The organism is Streptomyces sp. MK7 (assembly GCF_032658145.1).
Classification (GTDB): domain Bacteria; phylum Actinomycetota; class Actinomycetes; order Streptomycetales; family Streptomycetaceae; genus Streptomyces; species Streptomyces spiralis.
The window spans coordinates 19,851-43,604 of the sequence record NZ_JAVACL010000028.1 but is presented as its reverse complement, the minus strand read 5'-3'; the positions used below and the strand labels follow the sequence as shown (position 1 = coordinate 43,604).

The 23,754-nt window shown below is 72.5% G+C and carries 19 protein-coding genes and 1 pseudogene; 14 read left to right on the top strand and 6 right to left on the bottom strand.

Going from position 1 to position 23,754, the window contains the following annotated elements:
• Window positions 1-104 precede the first annotated feature (104 nt).
• From R2S09_RS26485 to sbnA, 5 genes are read left to right on the top strand one after another with little or no spacing between them, the layout of a single operon-like run.
• Window positions 105-2,672 (top strand): Pls/PosA family non-ribosomal peptide synthetase, encoded by a 2,568-nt coding sequence (locus R2S09_RS26485; RefSeq protein ID WP_306187739.1) that lies wholly within the window; start codon window positions 105-107, stop codon window positions 2,670-2,672.
• Window positions 2,673-2,686: 14 nt separating this feature from the next.
• Window positions 2,687-6,067 carry an amino acid adenylation domain-containing protein gene (locus tag R2S09_RS26480; protein ID WP_316743661.1) on the top strand — a complete coding sequence of 1,127 codons (3,381 nt, stop codon included), beginning with the start codon at window positions 2,687-2,689 and terminating at the stop codon, window positions 6,065-6,067.
• 31 nt (window positions 6,068-6,098) lie between these two features.
• The gene (locus R2S09_RS26475) at window positions 6,099-7,103 is read left to right on the top strand and encodes a TauD/TfdA family dioxygenase (protein ID WP_316743659.1); all 1,005 of its coding nucleotides are present in this window, start codon (window positions 6,099-6,101) and stop codon (window positions 7,101-7,103) included.
• Window positions 7,100-8,203, top strand: a complete 1,104-nt coding sequence (gene sbnB, locus R2S09_RS26470) for a 2,3-diaminopropionate biosynthesis protein SbnB (protein ID WP_316743657.1) — start codon at window positions 7,100-7,102, stop codon at window positions 8,201-8,203. Before R2S09_RS26475 ends, sbnB begins: the two co-directional genes overlap by 4 nt.
• 53 nt (window positions 8,204-8,256) lie before the next feature.
• Entirely contained in the window at window positions 8,257-9,300 is a 1,044-nt protein-coding gene (gene sbnA / locus R2S09_RS26465) for a 2,3-diaminopropionate biosynthesis protein SbnA (RefSeq protein ID WP_306187746.1), read from the top strand.
• A gap of 269 nt (window positions 9,301-9,569) precedes the next feature.
• Here sbnA and R2S09_RS26460 read toward each other — a convergent pair.
• Window positions 9,570-10,001: pseudogene (locus R2S09_RS26460) on the bottom strand (FAD-dependent oxidoreductase); the annotation flags it as partial.
• Window positions 10,002-10,130: 129 nt separating this feature from the next.
• Between R2S09_RS26460 and R2S09_RS26455 the strand changes: the two are divergent.
• From R2S09_RS26455 to R2S09_RS26435, 5 genes are all read left to right on the top strand, one after another.
• On the top strand, window positions 10,131-10,688 hold the full coding sequence (locus tag R2S09_RS26455) for a TetR/AcrR family transcriptional regulator (protein WP_306187748.1): 558 nt from the start codon (window positions 10,131-10,133) through the stop codon (window positions 10,686-10,688).
• Between the two features lie 112 nt (window positions 10,689-10,800).
• Entirely contained in the window at window positions 10,801-11,844 is a 1,044-nt protein-coding gene (locus tag R2S09_RS26450) for a phosphotransferase family protein (RefSeq protein ID WP_306187750.1), read from the top strand.
• 5 nt (window positions 11,845-11,849) lie between these two features.
• On the top strand, window positions 11,850-13,073 hold the full coding sequence (locus R2S09_RS26445) for an acyl-CoA dehydrogenase family protein (RefSeq protein ID WP_316743655.1): 1,224 nt from the start codon (window positions 11,850-11,852) through the stop codon (window positions 13,071-13,073).
• A 115-nt stretch (window positions 13,074-13,188) separates the two neighbouring features.
• Complete coding sequence (locus tag R2S09_RS26440) at window positions 13,189-13,641, top strand: YbhB/YbcL family Raf kinase inhibitor-like protein (RefSeq protein ID WP_316743654.1); 453 nt, start codon at window positions 13,189-13,191, stop codon at window positions 13,639-13,641.
• A 155-nt stretch (window positions 13,642-13,796) separates the two neighbouring features.
• Window positions 13,797-14,465: a dienelactone hydrolase family protein gene (locus tag R2S09_RS26435; protein ID WP_316743652.1), complete on the top strand. Its 669-nt coding sequence runs from the start codon at window positions 13,797-13,799 to the stop codon at window positions 14,463-14,465.
• Window positions 14,466-14,542: 77 nt separating this feature from the next.
• Here the strand turns inward: R2S09_RS26435 and R2S09_RS26430 are convergent, their stop codons facing one another.
• Window positions 14,543-14,815, bottom strand: coding sequence for a DUF6343 family protein (locus R2S09_RS26430; RefSeq protein WP_316743708.1), 273 nt, complete (start codon window positions 14,813-14,815; stop codon window positions 14,543-14,545).
• A 293-nt stretch (window positions 14,816-15,108) separates the two neighbouring features.
• Between R2S09_RS26430 and R2S09_RS26425 the strand changes: the two genes are divergently transcribed.
• Window positions 15,109-17,088: an aconitate hydratase gene (locus tag R2S09_RS26425; RefSeq protein WP_316743650.1), complete on the top strand. Its 1,980-nt coding sequence runs from the start codon at window positions 15,109-15,111 to the stop codon at window positions 17,086-17,088.
• A gap of 13 nt (window positions 17,089-17,101) precedes the next feature.
• Complete coding sequence (locus R2S09_RS26420; protein ID WP_306187759.1) at window positions 17,102-17,974, top strand: universal stress protein; 873 nt, start codon at window positions 17,102-17,104, stop codon at window positions 17,972-17,974.
• 57 nt (window positions 17,975-18,031) lie between these two features.
• Here the strand turns inward: R2S09_RS26420 and R2S09_RS26415 are convergent, their stop codons facing one another.
• On the bottom strand, window positions 18,032-18,739 hold the full coding sequence (locus R2S09_RS26415; RefSeq protein ID WP_316743648.1) for a CBS domain-containing protein: 708 nt from the start codon (window positions 18,737-18,739) through the stop codon (window positions 18,032-18,034).
• 182 nt (window positions 18,740-18,921) lie between these two features.
• Between R2S09_RS26415 and R2S09_RS26410 the strand changes: the two genes are divergently transcribed.
• Both R2S09_RS26410 and R2S09_RS26405 read left to right on the top strand, forming a co-directional pair.
• Window positions 18,922-19,320, top strand: a complete 399-nt coding sequence (locus tag R2S09_RS26410) for a DUF2267 domain-containing protein (RefSeq protein WP_316743707.1) — start codon at window positions 18,922-18,924, stop codon at window positions 19,318-19,320.
• Window positions 19,321-19,388: 68 nt separating this feature from the next.
• Complete coding sequence (locus R2S09_RS26405) at window positions 19,389-20,042, top strand: phosphoribosyltransferase (RefSeq protein ID WP_316743646.1); 654 nt, start codon at window positions 19,389-19,391, stop codon at window positions 20,040-20,042.
• 24 nt (window positions 20,043-20,066) lie between these two features.
• On the opposite strand, the gene R2S09_RS26400 is transcribed toward R2S09_RS26405, so the two are convergent.
• From R2S09_RS26400 to R2S09_RS26390, 3 genes are all read right to left on the bottom strand, one after another.
• Window positions 20,067-21,671, bottom strand: coding sequence for a glycoside hydrolase family 13 protein (locus tag R2S09_RS26400; protein WP_316743644.1), 1,605 nt, complete (start codon window positions 21,669-21,671; stop codon window positions 20,067-20,069).
• Window positions 21,672-21,788: 117 nt separating this feature from the next.
• On the bottom strand, window positions 21,789-22,664 hold the full coding sequence (locus tag R2S09_RS26395) for a carbohydrate ABC transporter permease (RefSeq protein ID WP_306187766.1): 876 nt from the start codon (window positions 22,662-22,664) through the stop codon (window positions 21,789-21,791).
• A gap of 16 nt (window positions 22,665-22,680) precedes the next feature.
• Entirely contained in the window at window positions 22,681-23,640 is a 960-nt protein-coding gene (locus R2S09_RS26390; RefSeq protein WP_306187768.1) for a carbohydrate ABC transporter permease, read from the bottom strand.
• Between the last annotated feature and the right edge of the window lie 114 nt (window positions 23,641-23,754).

Sequence of the window (23,754 nt, the reverse complement as noted above, 5' to 3'; positions counted from 1 at the left end):
CAGGCCCCAACGGATTCAGCCACAACGGATGCAGACGACAGCGCACGGTCTCGGGGACCGGTCACGCCGGCCGGTGGTTTTCGGCCCTTCCTCAGGGAGCACGCATGGTGGAGAAGTCTGCCGACATCCTGATGCCCGAGCCGGACGGACCCGCCATCGCCCCACGCGGAGACACCGCGCCGACGCCGGCGGACACCGAGCGGGAACTCGCCGGCATCCTGGCGGACCTCGTGGACGCCGACGATGTGCCGGCGGACAGCCACTTCTTCACCGACCTCGGCGCGAACTCCCTGGTGATGGCCCAGTTCTGCGCACGGGTGCGCAAGCGGCCGGGCCTGCCGTCCGTGTCCATGAGGGACATCTACCGGTGCCCCACGATCCGCGCCCTGGCGGCCGCGCTCGCACAGCCCGCGTCCGCGCCCGCCGGATCCACCGCCCCGGCCGCCGCCCCGGAGCCCGTGTCACCCCCCGGACCCCCGGCACGGCCGGCCCCGTCGGCGCCGCCACCGCCGCCCGCCCGGGACGCACCGGCCGGTACGGTGCGCTACCTGCTGTGCGGGACCCTTCAGCTGCTGATCTTCCTCGGCTACTCGTTCGCGATCGGGATGGCGACCACCCAGTCCTATGAATGGGTCGCCTCGGCCTCGGGTCTCCTGGACATCTATCTGCGGTCGCTCGTGTGCGGCGGCGCCGGGTTCATCGCCGTGTGCGCCTTCCCGGTGGCGGCCAAGTGGATTCTCGTCGGACGCTGGAAAGCCGGTGAGTTCCCGGTCTGGTCTCTGGCGTATCTGCGGTTCTGGATCGTCAAGGCGCTGCTCCACGCCAATCCCATGATCCTCTTCGCCGGCAATCCGCTGTACGTGATGTACCTGCGGGCGCTCGGCGCGCGGATCGGCAAGGACGTCACGATCCTCTCCCGCTCCGTGCCGGTCTGCACCGACCTGCTCACCATCGGCGCCGGCACCGTGATCCGCAAGGACGCCTACTTCCTCTGCTACCGCGCGCACGCCGGGCGCATCCAGACCGGCCGGATCACCCTCGGCCGGGACGTGTTCGTCGGCGAGAAGACGGTGCTCGACATCGACACCGCCATGGGCGACGGGGCCCAGCTCGGACACGCCTCCGCCCTGTACCGGGGCCAGGAGATCCCGTCCGGCGAGCGCCGCCACGGCTCCCCCGCACAGCCCACGCAGGTCGACCACGTGCGGGTGCCCCCGGCCCGGTGCGGCACCCTGCGGCGGGCCTGCTTCGCGCTGTCCTCCCTGCTCCAGCTGCTCCTGATCTATCTGCCGCTCGTCGTCGGCGGCATGTACATGGTGTTCACCGCGGTCCCGGCGCTCAGCGACCGGTTGGACGCGCGGACGCGGGCCACCTCGACCGGGGAGTTCGTCACCGACACGCTGATCGTGGCCTCGGTGCTGTTCCTCGGCGGCGTCGTCCTGGGCCTGATCGCCCTGTGCACCGTGCCGCGGCTGCTGCGCCTGGTGGTCAGGCCCGACCGGACCTATCCCCTCTACGGCTTCCGCTACGCCGCACACCGGCTGACGACCGCCCTGACGAACATCAGGTTCTTCACCTGGCTCTTCGGCGACAGCTCCTACATCGTCCCCTATCTGCGCGGCATCGGATACGACCTGTCGAAGGTCGAGCAGACCGGCTCCAACTTCGGCACCGAGGTGCAGCACGAGACCCCGTTCCTGGTGTCCGTCGGCAGCGGCACGATGGTCGCCGACGGGCTGTCCGTCCTCAACGCGGACTACTCCCGCACGTCCTTCCGGGTGTCCCGGACCTCGATCGGCGCCCGCAACTTCCTCGGCAACAACATCGCCTATCCGGCGGGTGGCAGGACCGGCGACAACTGCCTGCTGGCCACCAAGGTGATGGTTCCCCTGGACGGCGAGATCCGCGAGGGGGTCGGCCTGCTCGGCTCGCCCTGCTTCGAGATCCCCCGCACGGTGGAGCGCGACACCCGGTTCGACCACCTGCGCACCGGCGAGGAGCTGCGCCGCAACCTTGCCGCGAAGAATCGTTACAACGTCCGCTCGATGGCGCTCCATCTGTTCCTGCGCTGGCTGCACACGGTCGCGCTCACGGCGGTCGGTCTGGCCTCGGTCGACCTCTACGGCACGCTGGGACACGTGGTGATCGCCTGCTGTCTGGCGCTCACCGTCGCCTTCAGCGCGGGCTACTACGTGCTGGTGGAGCGGATGCTCACCTCCTTCCGCCCGCTGCGCCCCCGGCTGTGCTCCATCTACGACCCCTATTTCTGGTGGCACGAGCGGCTGTGGAAGGTGCCGGACCGCTACCTCGCCCTGTTCAACGGGACGCCGTTCAAGAGCCTGATGTGGCGGCTGATGGGCGTGCGCATCGGCCGCCGCGTCTTCGACGACGGCTGCCTCATCACGGAGCGGACCCTCACCGCCATCGGCGACGACTGCACGCTGAACGTCGGCAGCAAGATCCAGTGCCATTCGCAGGAGGACGGCACCTTCAAGTCCGACCGCACCACGCTCGGCACCGGTGTCACCCTCGGGGTCGCCGCGCATGTCCACTACGGCGTGACGGTGGGCGACTCGGCCGTGCTGGCCCCCGACTCCTTCCTGATGAAGGGAGAGGAAGTCTCCGCGAACGCGCACTGGGAAGGCAACCCCGCCGCGCCGACGGCGAACTGAGGAAGGGTCAATCGATGGGAACGCTCGTGGCACCGGACCGGGACTTCTGGGCCGACGTGCTCACCGCCGGTGGATTCACCGCCGTTCCACGGTGGGTGGGCGGGCAGCCGGAAGCGGGTGTGGGCCGGCACGAGGAACAGGTGCCGGCCGACGTGGTGGAGTCGGTGCGCGCGCTGGCGGCGGAACTGGGCGTGCCGGTCAGCGCCGTGCTGCTGGCCGCCCACGCCAAGGTGCTTGCCGCGCTCTCCGGTGAGCGCGACGTGGTGACGGGGTACGCCACGGGGCCCGGGGGCGGGCCGCTGCCCTGCCGGCTGACCGTCGCGCCGCCGACGTGGCGCGGGCTGGTGCGCAGCGCCCGCCGGGTCGAGGCGGACCTGCTCACGCACCGGGACTTCCCCGTGGGCGAACTGCGGCGCGAGTTGGGGCTGACACAGCCGCCGTACGAGGTGCTGTTCGACCCCGGGGAGGCCGCGGGCATCAGCGAGGACACCCAGGGCGGCCGGACTGCCGAGAGCGCCAAGGACTCGGGCGGTGCCGGGCGCGCCCCGAGTGCCGGGGCCGCCGAGGGCGCGCTGCCCGGGGACGTGGTGCTGGACGTGCGCTGGAGCGTCGGGGACGGCTCCGGGCGGGCGGCGCTGCGGCTGCGGTACCGCACCGACGCGCTGGACGCCGATGCGGTGGCCCGGATCGGTGGCTATCACCTGGCCGCGCTGCGGTTGATGGCGGCCGGCGCGGACGCCGAGCACGCCGGACAGAGCCTGCTGTCGGCCGAGGAGCTGCGCGAGCAGCTGGACGGACTGGCGGGACCGCACCGCGAGCTGCCCGGGGCGCGGGCGCACGAGCTGTTCGAGCGGCAGGTACGGGAGCGTCCTGACGCGGTGGCCGCCGTGCACGGCGAGCGTTCGTGGACGTACGCGGAGCTCAACGCCCGCGCGAACCGGCTGGCGCGGGCGCTGCTCGCACGCGGGCTGGGCCGCGAGGACGTGGTGGCGGTGGTCACCGAACGCGACCTGGACTGGCTGGCGGCGGTCCTCGCCGTGTTCAAGGCGGGTGGCGTCTATCTGCCGATCGAGCCGCACTTCCCGCCCGGCCGGATCGCGGCGACGCTGAAGCGGGCCGGGTGCCGGCTGGCCGTGACCGAGCCCGGCAGCACCGCCTCCCTGGACCAGGCCCTGGCCACACCGGCGGCGGACGTCGAGAAACTGCTGGTGGACACCGCCTACGCGGAGGACCACGCCGAGGACGACCTCGGGATGGAGGTGGCACCCGGCCGGCTGGCGTACATCTACTTCACCTCCGGTTCCACGGGTGAGCCGAAGGGGGCGATGTGCGAGCACGCCGGCATGCTCAACCACCTGTTCGCCAAGATCGACGACCTGGGGATCGGTCCCGGCCGGGTGGTGGCGCAGACGGCCCCGCAGTGCTTCGACATCTCGCTGTGGCAGCTGCTGGCGGCCCTGCTGGTGGGCGGGCAGACCCTGCTGGTGGAGCAGGACGCGGTCGTGGACGTGGAGCGGTTCGTGGACACGCTGGTCCACGGCCGGGTGGGCGTGGCGCAGGTCGTGCCCTCCTACCTGGAGGTGGTCGCGTCGTACCTGGAGCAGCACCCGCGCGAACTGCCCGACCTGGCCTGTGTGTCGGTGACCGGGGAGGCGCTGAAACGGGAGCTGGTCCAGCGCTGGTTCGCCGTGGCCCCCGGCATCCGGCTGGTCAACGCCTACGGACTGACCGAGACCTCCGACGACACCAACCACGAGGTCATGGACGCGGTGCCGGAACGGGTGCTGCTGGGCCGGCCGGTCAACAACGTCCGTGTCCTCGTCGTCGACGAGCACCTGTCACTGGTGCCGCTGGGCGCTCCCGGGCTGATCGCCTTCTCGGGGGTCTGCGTGGGGCGGGGCTACGTCAACGACCCCGAACGCACCCGTGAGGCCTACCGGGAGGACCCGTACCGGCCGGGTGAACGGCTGTATCTGGGCGGCGACTGGGGACGCTGGCATCCCGGGGGCAAGCTGGAGTTCCTGGGCCGCCGGGACAGCCAGGTGAAGATCCGGGGGTTCCGTATCGAGATCGGTGAGATCGAGAACACCCTGCTGCGGGTGCCGGGGGTGCGGGACGGCGCCGTGGTCGTCGCCGAACTCGCGGGCCGCAGCACGCATCTGATCGCCTACTACTCCGGCCGGCGCCTGGAGACGGAGGAGCTGCGGAGAGCGCTGGGGGACGCGCTGCCCGCGTACATGGTGCCGACGGCATTCCACTGGCAGGACGCCCTGCCGCTGACCGCCAACGGCAAGATCGACCGCAAGGCCCTCACGGCGCTGGCCGAGCGGACCGCACGGGCCGAACCCACGGCACGTGCGCAAGGGCCGGGCGGGGAGCACGGCGACGCCCCGCGCACGGCGACCGAGCGCAGGCTGGCCGAGGCGTGGGCCGAACTGCTGGGGCTGCCCCGGGAGCGGATCGGCCGCGGGGACCACTTCTTCGACTCCGGCGGCACCTCGCTGTCGGCGGTGAAGCTCACCATCGCCCTGAACCGGGCCGTGTCCCTGAAGGACATCACCCGCCATCCGGTCCTGGCCGACCTCGCCGCGCTGCTGGACGGCACGGCCCGGCAGCGCACCGGGCTGCTTCAGCCGCTGGCGGGAGCGGACGGCCGGCGGGAGTGCGCCCTGGTGTGCTTCCCGTACGCGGGCGGCAACGCGGTCAACTTCCAGCCCATGGCGAGCGCCCTGGCGGGCAGCGGTGTGGCGGTGTACGCCGTCGAGCTGCCCGGCCACGACCTGGCCACCGCCGACGAGCCGTTCGCACCGCTGGAGCAGGTGGCCGAGGAGGTCGTGGCCGAGATCACCGGGCGGGGGATCGAGCGCGTCATGCTGTGGGGCCACTCCTCCGGCTCCGCCCTCGCCGTGGAGGCGGCGCGCCGGCTGGCCCGGCGCGGGGTGGAGGTGGTGCGGGTGTTCCTCGGCGCGCAGTTGCCCGGGACGGCCGCCGAACGGCGCGCCGCCGCGGCGGAGCTGGCGCGGTGCGGCAACGCCGAGATCGCGGCGCGGCTGGCCGCGGACAGCGGCTACACCGAGCTGGGCGAGCTCAACGCACGGCACGCCGAGCACATCGGTGCCGCCTACCGGCACGACTGCGTCTCGGCGCACCACTACTTCGCCGACGCCCTGGACTCCCCGCCGGCGGGGAGGCTGGCCGCGCCGGTCACCGTGGTCGTCGCCGCCGACGATCCGCACACCGCCGGATCCCGCGAGCGCCACCGTGACTGGCGGTTCCTGGCCGACCACGTGGATCTGCGTGAACTCGCCGACGGCGGCCACTACTTCCCCCGCACCCGGCCGGCCGAGGCGGCACGGGCCGTGCTCGGCGCCGCCGAGTTGCTGGCCTCCTCCTGAGGCCCTCACCGCCCGACGAAAGGAAACCGAGATGTCGTTCTCGTCCCCGGCGTCAGTGCTGGAGGTGGAGCTGCGACCGGACCGGCCGCCGGTCCTGCACGTCGAACCCCCGGTCGACGCGGCCGGCTGGGCGGCGGAGTACCGTCCGGCACTGCGCGCGCAGGTCACCGAGCACGGCGCGGTGCTGGTGCGCGGCCTGGGGCTGCGGGAGCCGGAGCAGGTCCGGGCGGTCTTCGCCGGGCTGGGCGGTGAGCTCATGGCCGAGCGGGAGGCGTTCGCTCCCCGGACGTCGTACGGCGCGGGGCTGTACTCCTCCACGGCCTGGCCGGACAACCAGCCGATGTGCATGCACCACGAGCTGAGTTACGCCCTCCGGGTGCCGGGCCTGATGCTCTTCGCGTGTCTCACCGCGCCCGCGGGTGGCGGGGCGACCGCGGTGGCCGACGGAGAGGCGGTGCTGCGGGCGCTGCCTGCCGAGCTGACCGAGCGGTTCGAACGCGAGGGCTGGCTGCTCACCCGCAGCTACAACGACGAGATCGGGGCGTCCCTGGCCGAGTCGTTCGGCTCTCAGGACCGGGAGACGGTGGAGAACTACTGCCGCGCCCACGCCATCGACTTCGCCTGGCAGCCCGACGGGTCGCTGCGCACCCGGCAGCGCCGCGCCGCCGTCCTGCGGCATCCGGTCACCGGCCGCCGCTGCTGGTTCAACCAGATCGCCTTCCTCAACCAGTGGACGCTGGCGCCGGAGGTGCGCGAGTACCTGGTGGACGAGTACGGCGAGGACGGGCTGCCGTTCAACACCCGCTACGGGGACGGCACGCCGATCGGGGAGGACGTGGTGCAACTGCTCAACGCCACCTACGAGGAGCACACCCGGCGCGAGCCGTGGCAGCCCGGCGACCTGCTGCTGGTCGACAACATCCGCACCGCGCACAGCAGGGAGCCCTTCACCGGCGAACGCGAGGTGCTGGTCGCCATGGCCGAGCCCCGGCTGCTCGCCGAGGGCCGCCCGACCCCGGAGGGAACCCGGCGATGACCCCTGTGACCCCCGTGACTCCCGCGACGTCCCCCGCCCCCGGGACGGGCACCGCCGGCCCGGCGCCCGTGCCGTCCTTCGCGGTGATCTCCGGCGCGCAGGTGCAGCAGGCGCTGCACGGCCGCGAGCGGGAGATCGTGGACCTGGTCGAGGCCACCTACCGGCTGCACGGCGCCGGGCGGACGGTGAACCCGCCGTCGTACTTCCTGCGCTTTCCCGACCGGCCCACGTCCCGGATCATCGCGCTGCCGGCCTCCGTCGGCGCCCCGGTGGCCGTGGACGGCCTGAAGTGGATCTCCAGTTTTCCGGAGAACGTCGCGGCCGGAGTGCCGCGGGCCTCGGCGGTGCTGATCCTCAACGACCCCGCCACCGGCTACCCGTTCGCCTGTCTGGAGAGCTCCATCATCAGCGCCACCCGGACGGCGGCCTCCGCCGCCCTGGCCGCGGACCGGCTCAGCCGCAACCGGACCCGGCCCACCCGGGTCGGCTTCTTCGGCGCCGGCCTGATCGCCCGCTACATCCACACCTTCCTCACCGGCACCGGCTGGAGCTTCGACACCGTCGGCGTGTACGACGTGTCCGCCGGCAGCGCCGCCGGTTTCTGCGGCTACCTGAAGCAGGCCGGCGCCGAGGGGGCCGGGTCCTTGGGCGCGGTCACCGTGCACGACAGCCCCGAGGAGCTGATCCGCTCCAGCGACCTGGTGGTCTTCGCCACCGTCGCGGGCGAACCGCACGTCGCTGAGCCGTCCTGGTTCGCGCACCACCCGGTGGTCCTGCACGTGTCGCTGCGCGACCTCGACCCGCGGATCCTGCTCGGCTCGGCCAACTTCGTCGACGACGTCGAGCACTGTCTGAAGGCCGGCACCTCCCCGCACCTGACCGAACAGCTCACCGGGGGCCGGGACTTCCTGGACGGCACCCTCGACGACGTCCTGACCGGCCGGGTGGAGCCGCCGGCCGACCGCACGGTGATCTTCTCCCCCTTCGGCCTCGGCGTCCTCGATCTCGCCGTCGGCAAGTTCGTCCACGACGAGGTGGCCCGCTCCGGGCGGCTCCGCGTCGTCGACGACTTCTTCCACGAGCTGTGCCGGTACGGGTGATCGACCTCTCGGCTGATCGTCCCTCCCCTCGGCCCAGGCATCAGGAGGCCAGCGTGCCCGTCATCACCGCTCCCCACGCCTTCAACGAAGGCCAGCTCTACGTCGACCTCCAGCCGATCTTCGGGCGCTCGCTCTACCTGAAGTGCGAGGGCTTCAACTTCGCCGGCTCGATCAAGCTGAAGGCCGCGGTCGAGATGGTGGAGTCGGCGGAGCAGGAGGGACTGCTGTCCGAGGACTCGGTCCTGATCGAGTCCTCCTCCGGCAACCTCGGGGTCGCGCTCAGCATGATCGCGGCCAGCAAGGGCTACCGGTTCCTGTGCGTGACGGACTCCCGCTGCAACCTGTCGACCAGGCTGCTGATGGAGGCGCTGGGCAGCGAGGTCCAGGTCATCTCCGACCTGGACGCCAACGGCGGGTTCCTGGGCGCCCGCATCGACTACGTCCGCTCGCTGTGCGCCTCCGACGAGCGGTACGTGTGGCTGAGCCAGTACACCAACCCGGGCAACTGGCAGGCGCACCACCGCCGTACGGCGCCGGAGATCGCCCGCCAGTTCCCGCGGCTGGACGTGCTGTTCGTGGGGGCGGGGACCACGGGGACCCTGATGGGGTGCGCCCGCTACTTCCGCGAGTGGCACCGGCCGGTGCGGATCGTGGCGGTGGACACCGTCGGCTCGGTCGCCTTCGGCGGCGAGCCGGGCCGGCGGATGATCCCCGGCCTCGGCATGAGCATGCGCCCGCCGCTGCTGGACGAGTCCTACGTCGACGAGGTCATCCGGGTGGAGGAGGCGGACACCATCCGCGCCTGCCACCGGCTGGCCCGCCGCGGGTTCCTGTTCGGCGGCTCCACCGGGACGGTGGTCAGCGGTGCCATGGACTGGCTGGCCCGGAACGAGACCCGCGGTCTCACCGCGGTGGCCATCTCCCCGGACCTCGGCGAGCGCTACCTGGACACGATCTACCAGCGGACCTGGCTGGAGGACCTGTACGGCGACCAGGTCCTCGGCGACGACCGGGATCCGGCCTCCGAGGAGGTCGCCGCGGGCTCCCCCGGCGCCGAGCCGGTGTCCCGGACGTGCGACCACAGCCGCGAGGCGTAGGGGGTGTACGGCTGGTCGCGGTGCGCCGTGGGGTCCTCAGTCGTCCGGGAAAGAAAGGTCGATGCGGACCCTGCCCGACGGTCCGCCCTTCCAGTAGCCGCGCTTCGGGGCGTTCCTGAAGCGCGGGAACTTCCTTGGTGACGGCGGAGTTGACGCGCTCGGCCCAGCACCAGGCCGCCCAGGCGGGCACGCGCGGCCCGCGCGACCCCGTCTCAGGAGCGGGCCGGTGGCGTCCAGCCGGCGTGGCGGAGGATGGCCCGGAGGGTGGTGCTCTCGCCCGCGGTCACGCGCAGCCGGCCGGGGCCGTCCTCCTCGACGGACGCCGCCTCCGTCCCGATGCGCAGGCACTCGGGTGGCAGCGCGGCGCGCAGCACGCGGTGCAGCTGGGCGCGGGGGATGCCGACGATCGGCGTCCCCAGCGCCTGTTCGAGCGCGGCTCCGTCCATCCTGGCCAGCCATCCGCCGTCCGGAGTGCGGGTGCCCCCGGTGTACTGGGGCCGGGCGGCCGCGCGTACGGCGTCGCCGACACCGAGGGCGTCCAGGGCGCGCATGCCGTTGGCGTGCAGCGAGATGCCCGCGCCCACGTCCGCGAGTTCCCGGGCGCGTTCGAGCACCGTCACCTCCCAGCCGGCCTGCCGCAGACCGGCGGCCGCGGCCAGCCCGCCGATGCCCCCGCCGACCACCACCGCGCCGTCACCCATGTCCGTCCTCCCGATCCCCGCTGCGCAACCCGCGACGCCCGGTCTTCTACAGGTGTAGAAGCGCCATGCCGAAGACACGCCCGCCCCCGCCCCTCTACAGCTGTAGAAACAGGGGTGTAGAAATGAGGGGTGCCCAGGGACCGACGCGCCGTCCTCGCCGACGCCGCCATCGACGTGCTCGCCCGCGGCGGGATGCGCGGGCTGACCCATCGCGCGGTGGACCGGGAGGCCGAGGTGCCTCCCGGCACGACCTCCGCCTACTTCCGCACGCGTCGGGCCCTGCTCACCGCCCTGGTACGGCGCCTGGTCGAACGCGACCAGGCGGAGCTGGAGGAGACCGGAAGGAGGACGCCGGTGCCGCGCGACACCGAGGAACTCGTGGCCGGGATCACCGCCTTCATGGAGCGCCGGCTCACGGGGGACGGACGGCGGCGCTCCCTGGCCCGTTACGCCTGCGCCATCGAGAGCGTGCACCATCCGGAACTGCGGGAGATCCTCACGCCGCGCGAGAACGCCGGGCGCGACGTGGTGCGCGCCTTCCTGGCCGCGCAGGGCGTCAGCGACGTCGAGGACCGCACGGTCACCTTGCTGACCTGCATGGACGGCCTCGTCTTCGATCGCCTGGTGAACGGCGGAAGCGTCTCGCCCGGGGACGTACGCGGCCTGGTGGCCGCCGCGCTGCGCTGATGCGGGCCGCTGCGAGATGCCGCACATGGCACACCCCGGACTGGACGACATACCGACTAGTCAGGATGATGGTCGTGACCTGATGTTGTCGTCTCGTTCCCAGGAGCGTTCGATGAGCCCTGACCACCCGCCCGGACTCGACCTCGACCGGCTGCGCGGGCTGCTCGACCGTGAGCGGCCCGGCCTGGTGCGCGGCCCCCTGACCGGCCGGCTGATCGAGGGCGGACGGTCGAACCTGACGTACGCGCTCTCGGACGGCGTCTCGAAGTGGGTCGTGCGGCGGCCTCCGCTCGGCCATGTGCTGGCCACCGCGCACGACATGAGGCGTGAGCACCGGGTGATCAGCGCCCTGCACCCCACGAACGTGCCGGTGCCCCGCCCGGTGCTGCTGTGCGAGGACGAGGACGTGCTGGGGGCACCGTTCTACGTCATGGAGTTCGTCGAGGGCACCCCCTACCGCACCGCCGACCAGCTCGCCCCGCTGGGCGAGGAGCGCACCCGGAACGCGGTGCTGTCGCTCGTCGACACCCTGGTGGAGCTGCACGCGGTGGACCCCGACGGCGTGGGCCTCGGCGACTTCGGCCGGCCCGAGGGGTTCCTGGACCGGCAGCTGCGGCGCTGGGGCAAGCAGCTGGACGCCTCCCGCAACCGCGACCTGCCCGGCATCGACGAACTGCACGCCGCTCTCGGCCGGCGGCTGCCGGTCTCCCCCGCGCCCACCGTGGTGCACGGCGACTACCGTCTCGACAACGTCCTGATCGGGACCGTGGAGGGCACCGACAGGATCAAGGCGATCCTCGACTGGGAGATGTCCACGCTCGGCGACCCGCTCACCGACCTGGGCCTGCTGGTGATGTACTCCACCCCGCTGGGCATGCCCGACTCGCCCGTGTCCACCACCGCCCAGGCCCCCGGGCACCCCTCGCCCACCGAGCTGATCGCACGGTACGCCGCGCGCTCGGGGCGCGACGTCGGCGCCGTCGACTGGTACACGGCGTTCGCCTGGTTCAAGCTCGCGGTGATCCTGGAGGGCATCCACTACCGGTACACGCTCGGCCAGACGGTCGGCCGCGGTTTCGACCGCATCGGCGACCTCGTTCCCGTCTTCATCCGGCACGGCCTCACCACTTTGCACGAAGGCCTTCAGGAGGGCTGACCATCATGGACTTCGCGTTCGACGCGCGCACCGAGGAGCTGCGCGCCAGGCTGCTGGCCTTCATGGACGAGTACGTGTACCCCGCCGAGCAGGTCGCGCACGAGCAGCGCGCGCGGCTCGCCTCGCCGTGGCAGGACCCGCCGGTGGTGGAGGAGCTGAAGGCGGAGGCGCGCCGGCAGGGCCTGTGGAACCTGTTCCTGCCGGACGCCGAGTACGGCGCCGGCCTGACCAACCTCCAGTACGCGCCGCTCGCCGAGATCACCGGCCGCTCCCCGCAGCTGGCGCCCACCGCCACCAACTGCGCGGCCCCGGACACCGGCAACATGGAGGTGCTGGCCCAGTTCGGCGACGAGCGGCAGAAGAAGCAGTGGCTTCAGCCGCTGCTGGCGGGCGAGATCCGCTCGGCGTTCGCGATGACCGAGCCGGAGGTGGCCTCCTCGGACGCCACCAACATCACCACGCACATCGAGCGAGCCTCCGACGGCACAGACGAGTACGTCATCACCGGCCGCAAGTGGTACATCTCCGGCGCCATGCACCCGGACTGCCAGATCTTCATCGTCATGGGCAAGACCGACCCGGACGGGGCGGACATCCGCCGCCAGCAGTCGATGGTGCTGGTGCCGCGCGACACCCCCGGTGTCACCGTCGAGCGGGCCATGCAGGTCTTCGGGTACGAGGACCACTACCACGGCGGCCACGCCGAGGTGGTCTTCGACCACGCGCGCGTGCCGGTGTCGAACCTGATCGGCGAGGAGGGCGGCGGCTTCGCCATCGCCCAGGCCCGCCTCGGCCCGGGCCGCATCCACCACTGCATGCGGCTGATCGGCATGGCCGAACGGGCGATCGAGCTGATGTGCCGGCGCGCGGTGTCCCGTACCGCGTTCGGCAAGGCACTGGCCCAGCAGGGCGTCGTCCAGAACTGGATCGCGGACGCCCGGGTCCAGGTCGAGCAGCTGCGGCTGCTGGTGCTGAAGACGGCCTGGCTGATGGACACCGTGGGCAACAAGGGCGCCCACACCGAGATCCAGGCCATCAAGATCGCCACGCCGCGCACGGTGGTCGGCATCCTGGACCGGGCGATCCAGTTGCACGGCGCGGGCGGCGTCAGCCAGGACTTCCCCCTGGCCGAGCTGTACGCGGGCGCGCGCACCCTGATGCTGGCCGACGGCCCGGACGAGGTCCACCAGCGGTCGCTGGCCCGCCGCGAGCTGAAGAAGTACCTGTGAGTTCCCGGCGGTGAGGGGCCCGCCCCCGCCCCTCACCGCCGCGGACCGCGGCCGTGCGCCGCGCCACGGTGGCGTCCTCGGGTAGGGACGACCGCCGAGGGGTACCCCGGCAGGCATGGCTGGCATCGAACTCTCCAGCAGCGCTTTCAACGATCACGCCTTCATCGCGCGCCGGTACGCGTTCGAGGCCGAGAGCGTCTCCCCACCGCTGAGGTGGAGCGGCGCGCCGGACGACGCGGCCGAGCTCGTGCTGCTGTGCGAGGATCCCGACGCACCCTCGGGCACGTTCGTGCACTGGGCCGTGGTCGGTATCGATCCCCACAGCGAGGGTGTCGCCACCGGCGAGTGCCCGCCCGGCGGCACCGAACTGGTCAACGGCTACGGCGAACGGGGCTGGGGCGGACCGCATCCCCCGCCGGGCGACGAGCCGCACCGCTACTTCTTCCGCCTGTACGCGCTGAAGGAGCCCTGCGTCCTCCCCGACGCGCCCAGCGCCACCCAGGTGCACGAGGAGGTCGAGAAGCGGCAACTCGCCAGCGGCACCCTGGTCGGGCTCTACCAGCGGTGACGGCCCTCCGGCCGATCCCCTGCCGGATTCCCGAGCCGGCCGTCCCCTGCCGGATTCCCGCAGCGAACCAGGGCAATCCGGGCGTCCTGGGCGGGTACCCGGACCCGGTGTGGATGTGTTCGCCCACGAAGCCAAGTGCCGGGGAGTGATGACCCATGATGTCCGAGACGGTGTCGGTGCCCGCCGATCGTGTCAACCTGGACGGCGACCTGTCCGTTCCGGCGGCGGCCGAGGCGATCGCGGTGCTCCCGCACGGCGTCGACAGTTCCCGGCAGAACGCGCACAGCCGGTCGATCGCCGCCCGCCTGCACGCGGCCGGGATCGCGACCCTGCTGGTGGACCTGCTCAGCAAGAGGGAGGAGGAGCGCAGGGCCACGGAGAGCGGTGAGCACCTCTTCGACGTGGCGCTGCTGTCCCGCCGCCTGGTGGCCACGGTCGACTGGGTCAAGATCCAGCCCGACACGCGGGCCCTGCCGGTCATCCTGTTCGGGGTCGGCACCCAGGCGGGCTCGGTGCTCGAAGCCGCTGCGGACCTGCCGGACCGGGTGCTGACGGTGGTGCTGTGGGGCGGCCTGCCCGACCCGGGTACCGACACGATCAAGCGGGTCCGCGTACCGGTGCTGTTCGTGGCCGGCGGACGGGAGCCGGGAGTGCTGAGGCTGACCGAGAGGGCGGCCCACCGGCTGCACGTGCCCCACGCCGTGCGCGTGGTGCCCGGGGCCACCCACCTGTTCCAGGAACCGGACGCGCTCGACCAGCTCGTCGACATCGCCAGGGAGTGGTGCGCGGAGCGCCAGCGGTACGCGGAGACGACCCGTCCGTGAGACGACGAGACGACCCGTCCGTGACCGTGACCTGAGACGACCCGCCCATGACCGTGACCGGCGCGGTCGGGCGACGATCAGGCCCCGCGCTCGCGCCGCATCCGGCGCACCACCACCGCCAGATCGACCGCCGCCAGTACGGCGAGCGCCGCGCACACGGCGGCGAGAGCGACGAGCGCGCCGCGGCCCGGGCTGCCGCCGGGGCTCCAGTCGGCCGCCCAGAGCCCGAAGAACGCTGCCGCCGCGCAGAACAGCGGCACGAAGACGGAGGACAGGAGCAGTCGCAGCCCCAGCGGGCTCTGCGCGGTGGCCGGCTCGGTGCCGGTCCGGGGGAAGCGGCGGCCGATCATGCCGGAGCGCGCCCGCGGCACCGGCTCCCGCGTCCGGGGGGCGTCGTCGTCCCGTGCCGCCCATCGAGGGGTCCGGTGGCCTCCGGTCCGCCGGGGCTTGTCGTCGGTCATGGCGTGCGTCCTCCAGGCGCTCGCGCGTGCTGCCCCCTGACGCGCGCCCGGGTACCCGGCCGGATCACGGCCAACCGCGGTACGGCGCGCGGGGACGGGTACGCGGGATACGTCCGGGGAATCCGGTCGGGCGCGCGCCCGGCCGGGCGAGCGTGGACCCACACCGGGAAGGGGCGGACGCGATGGTCACCGAGCGGCGTTCGGGCGGGACGGTGGCGCACCGGCTCATCGAGGAGCACCTGGTCGAGGGCCGCATGACCGCCGGGGAGGAGATCGGCCTGCGGATCGACCAGACCCTCACCCAGGACGCCACCGGGACGCTGGTGATGCAGGAGCTGGAGGCGCTCGGCCCGAAGCGGGTGCGCACGGAACTGAGCGTGCAGTACGTCGACCACAACCTGCTCCAGGCCGACGAGCGCAACGCGGAGGACCACGCCTTCCTGCGCTCGGCCGCCCGGCACTACGGCATCTGGTACTCCAAGCCCGGCAACGGCGTCTCGCACCCGACCCATATGCAGCGCTTCGGCGTCCCCGGCAAGAGCCTGGCCGGCTCCGACTCCCACACCTGTGCAGCGGGCTCACTGGGCATGCTGGCCATCGGCGTCGGCGGTCTGGAGGTGGCGCTGGTCATGGCCGGACAGCCGCTGTACGTGCGCATGCCGCAGATCTGGGGCGTACGGCTCACCGGCACCCTGCCCGAGTGGGCCGGCGCCAAGGACGTGATCCTGGAGATGCTGCGCCGGCACGGGGTCAAGGGCGCCGTGGGCCGTGTCCTTGAGTACCACGGCCCGGGGCTGGCCCACCTGACCGCGATGGACCGGCACGTGATCGCCAACATGGGTGCCGAACTGGGCGCCACCACGTCGCTGTTCCCCGCCGACGAGGCCGTGCGCGCCTTTCTGCGCACCGAGGGCCGCGAGCACGACTTCCGGGAGATCGCCGCCGAACCCGGTGCCCGTTACGACCTGGAGGAGGACATCGACCTGTCCGGTCTTCAGCCGCTGATCGCCCGGCCCACCTCGCCGGGCAACGTGGTCGCCGTGCGCGAGGTGGCGGGCGAACCGATCGGACAGGCCGTGATCGGTTCCTCCGCCAACCCGGGGCTGCGCGACTTCGCCATGGCGGCCGCCATGGTGCGCGGCCGGCAGACCTCTCCGGCGGTGAGTTTCGACGTCAACCCGACCTCGCGGGAGATCCTCCAGGACCTCACCCGCGCGGGCGCCACCTTCGACCTGCTGGCGGCCGGCGCGCGGCTGCACCAGGCGGGCTGCCTGGGCTGCATCGGCATGGGCCAGGCCCCCGCCGCCGGCCGGAACTCGCTGCGCACCTTCCCCCGCAACTTCCCCGGCCGCTCGGGCACCGAGGAGGACGCGGTCTGGCTCTGCTCCCCGGAGACGGCGACGGCCTCCGCGCTGACCGGCACCATCACCGACCCGCGCGACTGGGCGGCCGAACACCATGTGCCGTACCCGGAGTTGGAGCTGCCGGAGAAGGCCACGGTGAACGCCGCCATGCTCGAGTCCCCGCCGCCGCCCGACGAAGCCGCCCGCATCCCGCTGGAACGCGGCCCCAACATCTCCGCCCTGCCGGAGCTGGATCCCCTGCCCGACACCATCGACGTCCCGGTCCTGCTGACGGCCGGCGACGACGTCTCGACGGACGAGATCTCACCCGCCGGGGCCAGGGCGCTCCCCTACCGCTCCAACATCCCCAAACTCTCCGAGTTCACCCTCACCCGGCTCGACGCCGACTATCCCCGGCGCGCGGCCGAACTGCGGGAGAACGGCGGCCATGTGATCGTCGCGGGCGAGAACTGGGGGCAGGGCTCCTCCCGCGAACACGCCGCGATCACCCTGCGGTACCTGGGGCTGCGTGCGGTGATCGCGAAGTCCTACGCCCGGATCCACTGGCAGAACCTGGCCAACTTCGGTGTCGTGCCCCTGGAGTTCGACGACCCCGCCGACCAGGCGCGCATCCAGCCCGGCGACCGGCTGCGCCTCGACGGGCTCCACCAGGCGCTGGCGCCACAGGGCCCCTCGACGCTCACCGCCCACAACACCACCCGCGACGAGCACTACCGCCTCCGCCACCGGCTCTCCGACCGGCAGCGCCGGGCCGTCCTCGCCGGGGGTGTCATCCCCGCCCTCGCCCGCTCCGCGTGAAGGAACGACACCGATGACCGACGAACACCATGGCAGGGTCCTCGTGGGAGTCGACGACTCGCCGCACTCCCGGCTCGCCCTGAACTGGGCGGCAGCCGAAGCCGAGTCGAGCGGCAGGGCGCTGCGGCTCGTGCACTCCGTCGGCCCCGGCCCCGAGGTCGGCTACGACGAGACCGGGGCGGGCCTCACCGAGGAGGTCTTCGAGGCGGCCACCGGCATGCTGGACGACTGCCGGGCGCTGGTCGCCTCCGGGCATCCCCGGCTGCCGGTGGACACCACCCTCGTCCACGGCGACCCGGCGGAGGCCGTCCTCGACGCGGCCGAGGAAGCGGACGCCGACATGATCGTGCTCGGCACCCGCGGGCGGGGCGGCTTCGCCGAACTGCTGCTCGGCTCGGTGAGCCTCAAAGCGGCCGCGCACGCCGACCGTCCGGTGGTCGTGACCCGTGGCGCCCCGGACCCCGCCGCGGGCGGCGACATCGTGGCCGGGATACGCGACGACCGGGACGAGCCGGCCGTACGGTTCGCACTCGCCGAGGCGGACCGCCGCCGGGCCACCGTCCGCCTGGTCCATGCCTGGACGCCGCTGCGCCAGGCCGGCCTCACGGTGCCGCAGGTGGACGACGTGGACCAGGAGCGGCGCGACCACGCCGGACTGCTGAGCCGGGCCGCTCGTGCCGGGAAGGAGTTCCCCGGGGTGAACGTGGTCACCGAGCTGGCCGCGGGCGCGCCCGCCTCCGCGCTGGTGAATGCCTCCAAAGAGGCCGGTCTCCTGGTGCTTCCGCGTCACCCCGCCGAGGGCCGGCTGGGGCTGCCCCTGGGCTCGGTGACGCACGCGGTACTGCACCATGCGAGCTGCCCCGTCGCCATCGTTCCCGTGCGGTAGTCCCTTTCCGGCCTCAGCCGGACACGGGTTCCGGTTCAGCCGGACACGGGTTCCGGTTCAGCCGGGCACGGCCCCCCGCCGGGCGACGAGGCGCTCGATGTCCTCGCGTTCCAGAAGGCCGAGGAGGTGTCCCTCCGGATCGGTGACCGGCACGGCCGCCGTGCCCGATCGCGCCATGCGCTCCAGCAGCGGGACGAGCGGCTGGTCGGCACGGATCGTCGTCGGGCCGGGCTGCAGGACGTCGTCCACGACTCCCCCGGTGAGGCCGGCGGCGTCCTCGTGCCGGAGCAGGCCGATGACCACCTGCTCGGCGTCGGTCACCACGCACACCCGCCGCCCGGTCTCGTCCAGCCTGGCCAGGGCCGCGTCGATCGACTGGTCGACCGTGCAGACGGGCACCTCGCGGTCGGCCACGTCCCCGGACAGCGGTGTGGAGGCCAGCTCTCCCTCCCTCGGCAGCCCCGCCGCGAGCCAGTCCGCCTTGCCGGGCACGTAGTCGTACACCTGCCGGAAGCCGAGCTGTTCGAGCCGGGCCGCCGCCCGCGGGCTCAGGTCGCACAACTCGTCGGCGCAGTAGACGATCACGGGCCGGGCGATGTCCAGCCGCTCCCGGGCCTGCCGGTCCAGTTCGCGCAGCCCGATCCGCAGCGCACCCGGGAGATGGACCAGCTCGTACGGTTCCCGTGGCAGCACCTCGACCAGCTGGGCCATCTCCTGCTCGACGAGACGGAACACTTCCTGCCGGTCCATCAGTCGCGTCGGCATCGTTCCGCTCCCTCCGGATGTCCTCGTACTCCTCCGGGGCCGGTGCCGGCCGGCGAGGTCCCTCCCGGCCGGCCGGGTACCCGAGCCCGTACGGCCCACACGGCGGGAGCCGTTTCCCGGGCCGGCCGGCGGGCACCCGGAGCCCGGGCATGCGGATCGGCGGCGGACGGCAGGAGGGTGCCGTGCAACTGGAGGAGTTCCTGAACGAGGTCCGCGACCGTGGGGAGTACCGCAGCCGGGACGAGGCCGAGCACGTCAGCACGGCCGTCCTGTGGGTGCTCGCCACCCGGATCACCCCCGAGGAGGCCGACGACCTGGCGTCTCGGCTGCCCGCGCCCCTGGACGAGGCGCTGCACCTGGAGCGGGGCCGCCCGGAGTCCTTCGGCCTCGAGGAGTTCCTCTGGCGCGTGGCCGAGCAGACCGGCGCCCGGCCGCGGACCGCCCAGTGGGACGCGTGCGCCGTCCTGTCCACCGTCGCCGACGCCGTCCCCGGCGGGCGGGTCGACCATCTGCTGTCCCGGCTGCCGACGCGCTACGCGGAGCTGTTCGGCAGGACCGGTCCGCAGGCAGGGAGCCCGTAGGCGGCGAGCAGTGAGCAGACCTGACCCGCGGGCGCCCCGGCCCGCACGCTCGTGCCAGGAGGACAACCGTGCCTTTCCGTGACCGCACCGACGCCGGCCGGCAACTGGCCCTCCGACTCGTGGAGTGGGCGGACTCCGGCGATCTCGTCAACCGGATGGTCCTCGCCCTGCCCCGCGGCGGGGTGCCCGTCGGGGCCGAGATCTCCCGGGCGCTGCACGCGCCGCTGGACGTCCTCGTCGCCCGGAAGATCGGCGCTCCCGGCCGTCCGGAGACGGCCGTCGGCGCCCTCGTCGACGACGAGCCCGCGGTGTTCGACAGCCGCAGCCTGGACGCCCTGGAGCTGACCGAGGACGCGTTCGACTCCGAGGTCGCCCGGGAGCGCGACGAACTGCACCGCAGGGAGCACGTGTACCGCGGCGACCGCCCCGCGCCGGACGTCCGCGGCCGGGCCGTGGTCCTGGTCGACGACGGCCTCGCCACCGGCCTGACCGCCACCGCCGCCCTGCGCCATCTGCGCCGCCAGGACCCGGGACGGCTCGTCCTGGCCGTGCCCGTGTGCAGCCCTCACGCGGCGGGCGAGCTGCGCGCCGAGGCCGACGACCTGGTCTGTCTGGAGCAGCCGGGGTCCTTCCGCGCGGTCGGCGAGTGGTACGAGGACTTCGCCCAGCTCTCGGACACCGAGGTGGTCGACACCCTCCGCACCTTCCACGCCACGGCCTGAGACCCGTCCGTACCGGCTCGGCGGTCAGCTGCGCAGCCACACCGCCGTGTCCGGCGGCAGCAGACCGCCGGCGGCCAGCGGTCCGCTGGCCAGCAGCAGCGTCCGGTGCGGCGGGAGTCCGGCGGGGCGCCCGGAGAGGTTGACCACGCAGACCAGGCCGTGGGTCCGGGCGAAGGCCAGGACACCGTTGTCGGCCGGCAGCCAGGTCATGGGACCGTCGCCGAAGCCGGCGACGGTCCGGCGCGTCCGCAGGGCCTCCTGGTACAGCCTGAGCATCGACTCCGGCTCGGCGCTCTGACGGTCCACGGCGTACCCGGGCCAGTCCGCGGGCTGGGGCAGCCAGGGCTCGGACCCCGCCCCGAAGCCGCACCAGGGCGCGTCCTGGTTCCAGGGCAGCGGGATGCGGCAGCCGTCGCGTCCGGGATCGACGCCCCCGGAGCGGAAGTGCATGGGGTCCTGGATGCGGTCCAGCGGCACCTCGGCCTCGGGCAGCCCGAGCTCCTCGCCCTGGTACAGGTAGACCGAGCCGGGCAGGGCGAGGGTCAGCAGAGCCGCGGCGCGCGCACGCCGGGTGCCCAGCCGCAGGTCGGTGGGGATGCCGAAGGTCTTCGTCGCGAAGTCGAAGGAGGTGTCGGCGCGGCCGTAGCGGGTCACGGTCCGGGTGACGTCGTGGTTGCACAACACCCAGGTGGCCGGGGCCCCCACGGGTGCGTGCTCGGCGAGGGTGTCGTCGATGGCCCGACGCAGCCGGTCCGGCTCCCAGGGGCCGGTGAGGAAGTTGAAGTTGAAGGCGGTGTGGAGTTCGTCGGGGCGGAGGTAGCGCGCGAAGCGCTCGGCGTCCGGGAGCCAGACCTCGCCGACGAACACGGCGCCGTACTCGTCGGCGATGGCCCGCCAGGAGCGGTAGATGTCGTGCAGTTCGTCCCGGTCGACGTACGGGTGCGGGTCCACTCCCTCCTCGAAGTCGGCGAGCGCGGGATCCTTGACGAGCAGCGCGGCGGAGTCGATGCGTACACCGGCCACTCCGCGCTGGAACCAGAAGCGCAGGATCTCCTCGTGCTCCTGACGGACGGCCGGGTGGGCCCAGTTGAGGTCGGGCTGCTCGGGGGTGAACAGGTGCAGGTACCACTCACCGTCGGGCACCCGGGTCCAGGTCGGGCCGGAGAACTGGGACGGCCAGTCGTTGGGCGGCAGCTCCCCTCTCTCGCCGCGGCCGGGCCGGAAGTGGAACAGCTCCCGCTCCGGGCTGCCGGGTCCGGCCTCCAGCGCGGCGCGGAACCACGGGTGCCGGTCGGAGACGTGGTTGGGGACGATGTCGACGATGATCCGGATGCCGAGTTCCGCGGCCTCCTCGATGAGCTTCTCGGCCTCGGCGAGGGTGCCGAAGGCGGGGTCGATGGTGCGGTAGTCGGAGACGTCGTAGCCGCCGTCCACCATCGGGGAGGCGTACCAGGGGGTGAACCAGACGGCGTCGACGCCGAGTTCCGCGAGGTAGGGCAGTCTCGCCCGGACTCCCGCGAGGTCCCCGGTGCCGTCGCCGTCGCCGTCGGCGAAGCTGCGCGGATACACCTGGTAGATGACGGCGTCGCGCCACCAGTCGTCGGTGCGGGGCGAGTGAGGGACTGCCACGTGAGGTCCTTTCGGGCAAGGCGGATCTTCGCCACCGGCCCGGAGCTGCGGGGCGTCGGACGGACCGGCGGCGAAGGCTTGTGAGAAGGAAGGCGGGGACAGCGGGCGGTTGCCCGTTCAGCCCTTGAGCCCGCCGGCGGTGAGGCCGCTCATGATGTTCCGCTGGAACACCAGGAACACGATCAGCGTCGGCAGCGAGGCGATCGTCAGTGCGGCGATGAGGACGTTGACGGGAACGCCGTTGGAGAGGGAGTAGATGCCCACGTTGAGGGTCTGCTTCGACGGATCGGGCAGGGTGAGCATCGGCCAGAGGAAGTCCTTCCAGACGCCGACGACCGCGAAGATCGACACCACACCGAGGATCGGCCGGGAGAGGGGCAGCACGATCGACCACAGGACGCGCATCGGGGAGGCGCCGTCCATCGACGCGGCGTCCAGGAGTTCCCTCGGGACGGAGTCGAAGAACCGCTTCAGCAGGAAGATGTTGAAGGCGTTGGTGACGGACGGCAGCCAGATCGCCCAGGGCGTGTTCAGCAGGTTGCGGTGCACGATCGGCACGTCCAGGACGGTCAGGTACTGGGGGACGACCAGCACGGTGGCCGGGATCATCAACGTGGCCAGCATCATGCCGAGGATCGCCTTGCCGAGCACCGGACGCAGCTTGGACAGCGAGTACGCGGCGGCGACGTCCAGGACGAGCTGGAAGGCCAGCGCGCCGAACGCGTAGAAGAGCGTGTTGAACAGCAGGGTGGACAGGCCCATGACGTCCCAGGCGCGGCTGTAGTTGCCCGGGGTGAAGGACTTCGGCACCAGGGTGGGCGGCGTCTGGACCACCTCCTGTGCGTCCTTCACACCGCTGGACGCCATCCAGTACAGCGGTCCGAGGAACACCAGGGTGAAGGCGACGACGACCATCGCGAAGACGGTCCAGTACAGGACCCTGCCCCGGGGACGGGCGAGTTGGGCCGGCGAGATGAGTGTGCGTGTGGACATGCGGGTCTCCCCCCGGCTACTCGTTGTCGTGGCGGCTGAGCTTCACGTACACCGCCGAGAACCCGGCGAGGACGACGAGCAGCAGCAGGCCGAGCGCCGCCGCGGCACCGTAGTTGTTGAAGTTGAAGGCGTACTGGTAGATGAGGTAGACGACCGTGGTGGTCGAGCCCTCGGGACCGGCGCCGCCGGTGAGCAGGAACGGCTCGACGAAGACCTGCATGGTCGCGATGATCTGCATCAGCATCATCAGCGACAGGATCAGCCGGGTCTGCGGGATGGTGACGTGCCAGATCTTGCGGAACAGGCCGGCGCCGTCCAGCTCGGCCGCCTCGTACAGCTCGCCGGGGATGCCCTGGAGCGCGGCGAGGTAGATGAGGGCGGCGCCGCCCATGTTCATCCAGGTCGAGGCGATGACCACGGACAGCATGGACAGGCCGGGGTCCTGAAGCCACTGCTGCTCGGGCAGGTGCAGAAGCCGGAACACCTCGTTGAGCAGGCCGTATCCGGGGTCGTAGAGGTACTTGAAGAGCAGTACCGAGGCGACCGGCGGGAGCATCACCGGCAGGTAGACGAGCAGCCGGAGGTAGCCCTGGCCGTGGCGGAACTCGTTGATGACGACGGCGGTGACGAAGGGCACCGCGAAGCCGAGGAGCAGCGCGAGCACGGTGAACAGCAGCGTGTTGCGCCAGGCCTGCCAGAAGGCCGGGTCGTGGTAGACGGTGATGAGGTTGTGCGGGCCGACCCAGGTGACACGGCCGTCCTCGGTCTTCTGGAAGGCGAGGAGGAACTCCCTGATCATCGGGTACCAGGAGAACACCGCGAAGCAGACGACCGCTCCGATGAGGAAGCCGTGGGCGGTGAGGTTGCGTCTCAGGCTCTTGGCGAGGCGTCCGCCCGGTGGGGCGGGAGCCGCTGCGCGCGGGGGTGAGGGGCGGGCGTGGTCCGCCGCGCTCGGGGTCAGGCTGGGGGCCGCCATCGTCTCTCCTCGGTGCTGGGCCTCGGTGCCGGGCTGCCGGTTGCCGGCGCCCCGGGGTCGCGGGTGGTCGGGTCCCGTGCGGCCGGGACCGGAACGCGGTGTGCCCGGTCGGGG

Excerpts from the sequence above, each read along its gene's own strand:
- R2S09_RS26395 (WP_306187766.1), bottom strand. The coding sequence starts at position 22,664 with ATGTCCACACGCACACTCATCTCGCCGGCCCAACTCGCCCGTCCCCGG.
- R2S09_RS26475 (WP_316743659.1), top strand. The coding sequence starts at position 6,099 with ATGTCGTTCTCGTCCCCGGCGTCAGTGCTGGAGGTGGAGCTGCGACCG.
- R2S09_RS26445 (WP_316743655.1), top strand. The coding sequence starts at position 11,850 with ATGGACTTCGCGTTCGACGCGCGCACCGAGGAGCTGCGCGCCAGGCTG.
- R2S09_RS26420 (WP_306187759.1), top strand. The coding sequence starts at position 17,102 with ATGACCGACGAACACCATGGCAGGGTCCTCGTGGGAGTCGACGACTCG.
- sbnB (WP_316743657.1), top strand. The coding sequence starts at position 7,100 with ATGACCCCTGTGACCCCCGTGACTCCCGCGACGTCCCCCGCCCCCGGG.
- R2S09_RS26485 (WP_306187739.1), top strand. The coding sequence starts at position 105 with ATGGTGGAGAAGTCTGCCGACATCCTGATGCCCGAGCCGGACGGACCC.
- R2S09_RS26430 (WP_316743708.1), bottom strand. The coding sequence starts at position 14,815 with ATGATCGGCCGCCGCTTCCCCCGGACCGGCACCGAGCCGGCCACCGCG.
- R2S09_RS26425 (WP_316743650.1), top strand. The coding sequence starts at position 15,109 with ATGGTCACCGAGCGGCGTTCGGGCGGGACGGTGGCGCACCGGCTCATC.
- R2S09_RS26390 (WP_306187768.1), bottom strand. The coding sequence starts at position 23,640 with ATGGCGGCCCCCAGCCTGACCCCGAGCGCGGCGGACCACGCCCGCCCC.
- R2S09_RS26480 (WP_316743661.1), top strand. The coding sequence starts at position 2,687 with ATGGGAACGCTCGTGGCACCGGACCGGGACTTCTGGGCCGACGTGCTC.
- R2S09_RS26415 (WP_316743648.1), bottom strand. The coding sequence starts at position 18,739 with ATGCCGACGCGACTGATGGACCGGCAGGAAGTGTTCCGTCTCGTCGAG.
- R2S09_RS26435 (WP_316743652.1), top strand. The coding sequence starts at position 13,797 with ATGATGTCCGAGACGGTGTCGGTGCCCGCCGATCGTGTCAACCTGGAC.
- R2S09_RS26450 (WP_306187750.1), top strand. The coding sequence starts at position 10,801 with ATGAGCCCTGACCACCCGCCCGGACTCGACCTCGACCGGCTGCGCGGG.
- R2S09_RS26440 (WP_316743654.1), top strand. The coding sequence starts at position 13,189 with ATGGCTGGCATCGAACTCTCCAGCAGCGCTTTCAACGATCACGCCTTC.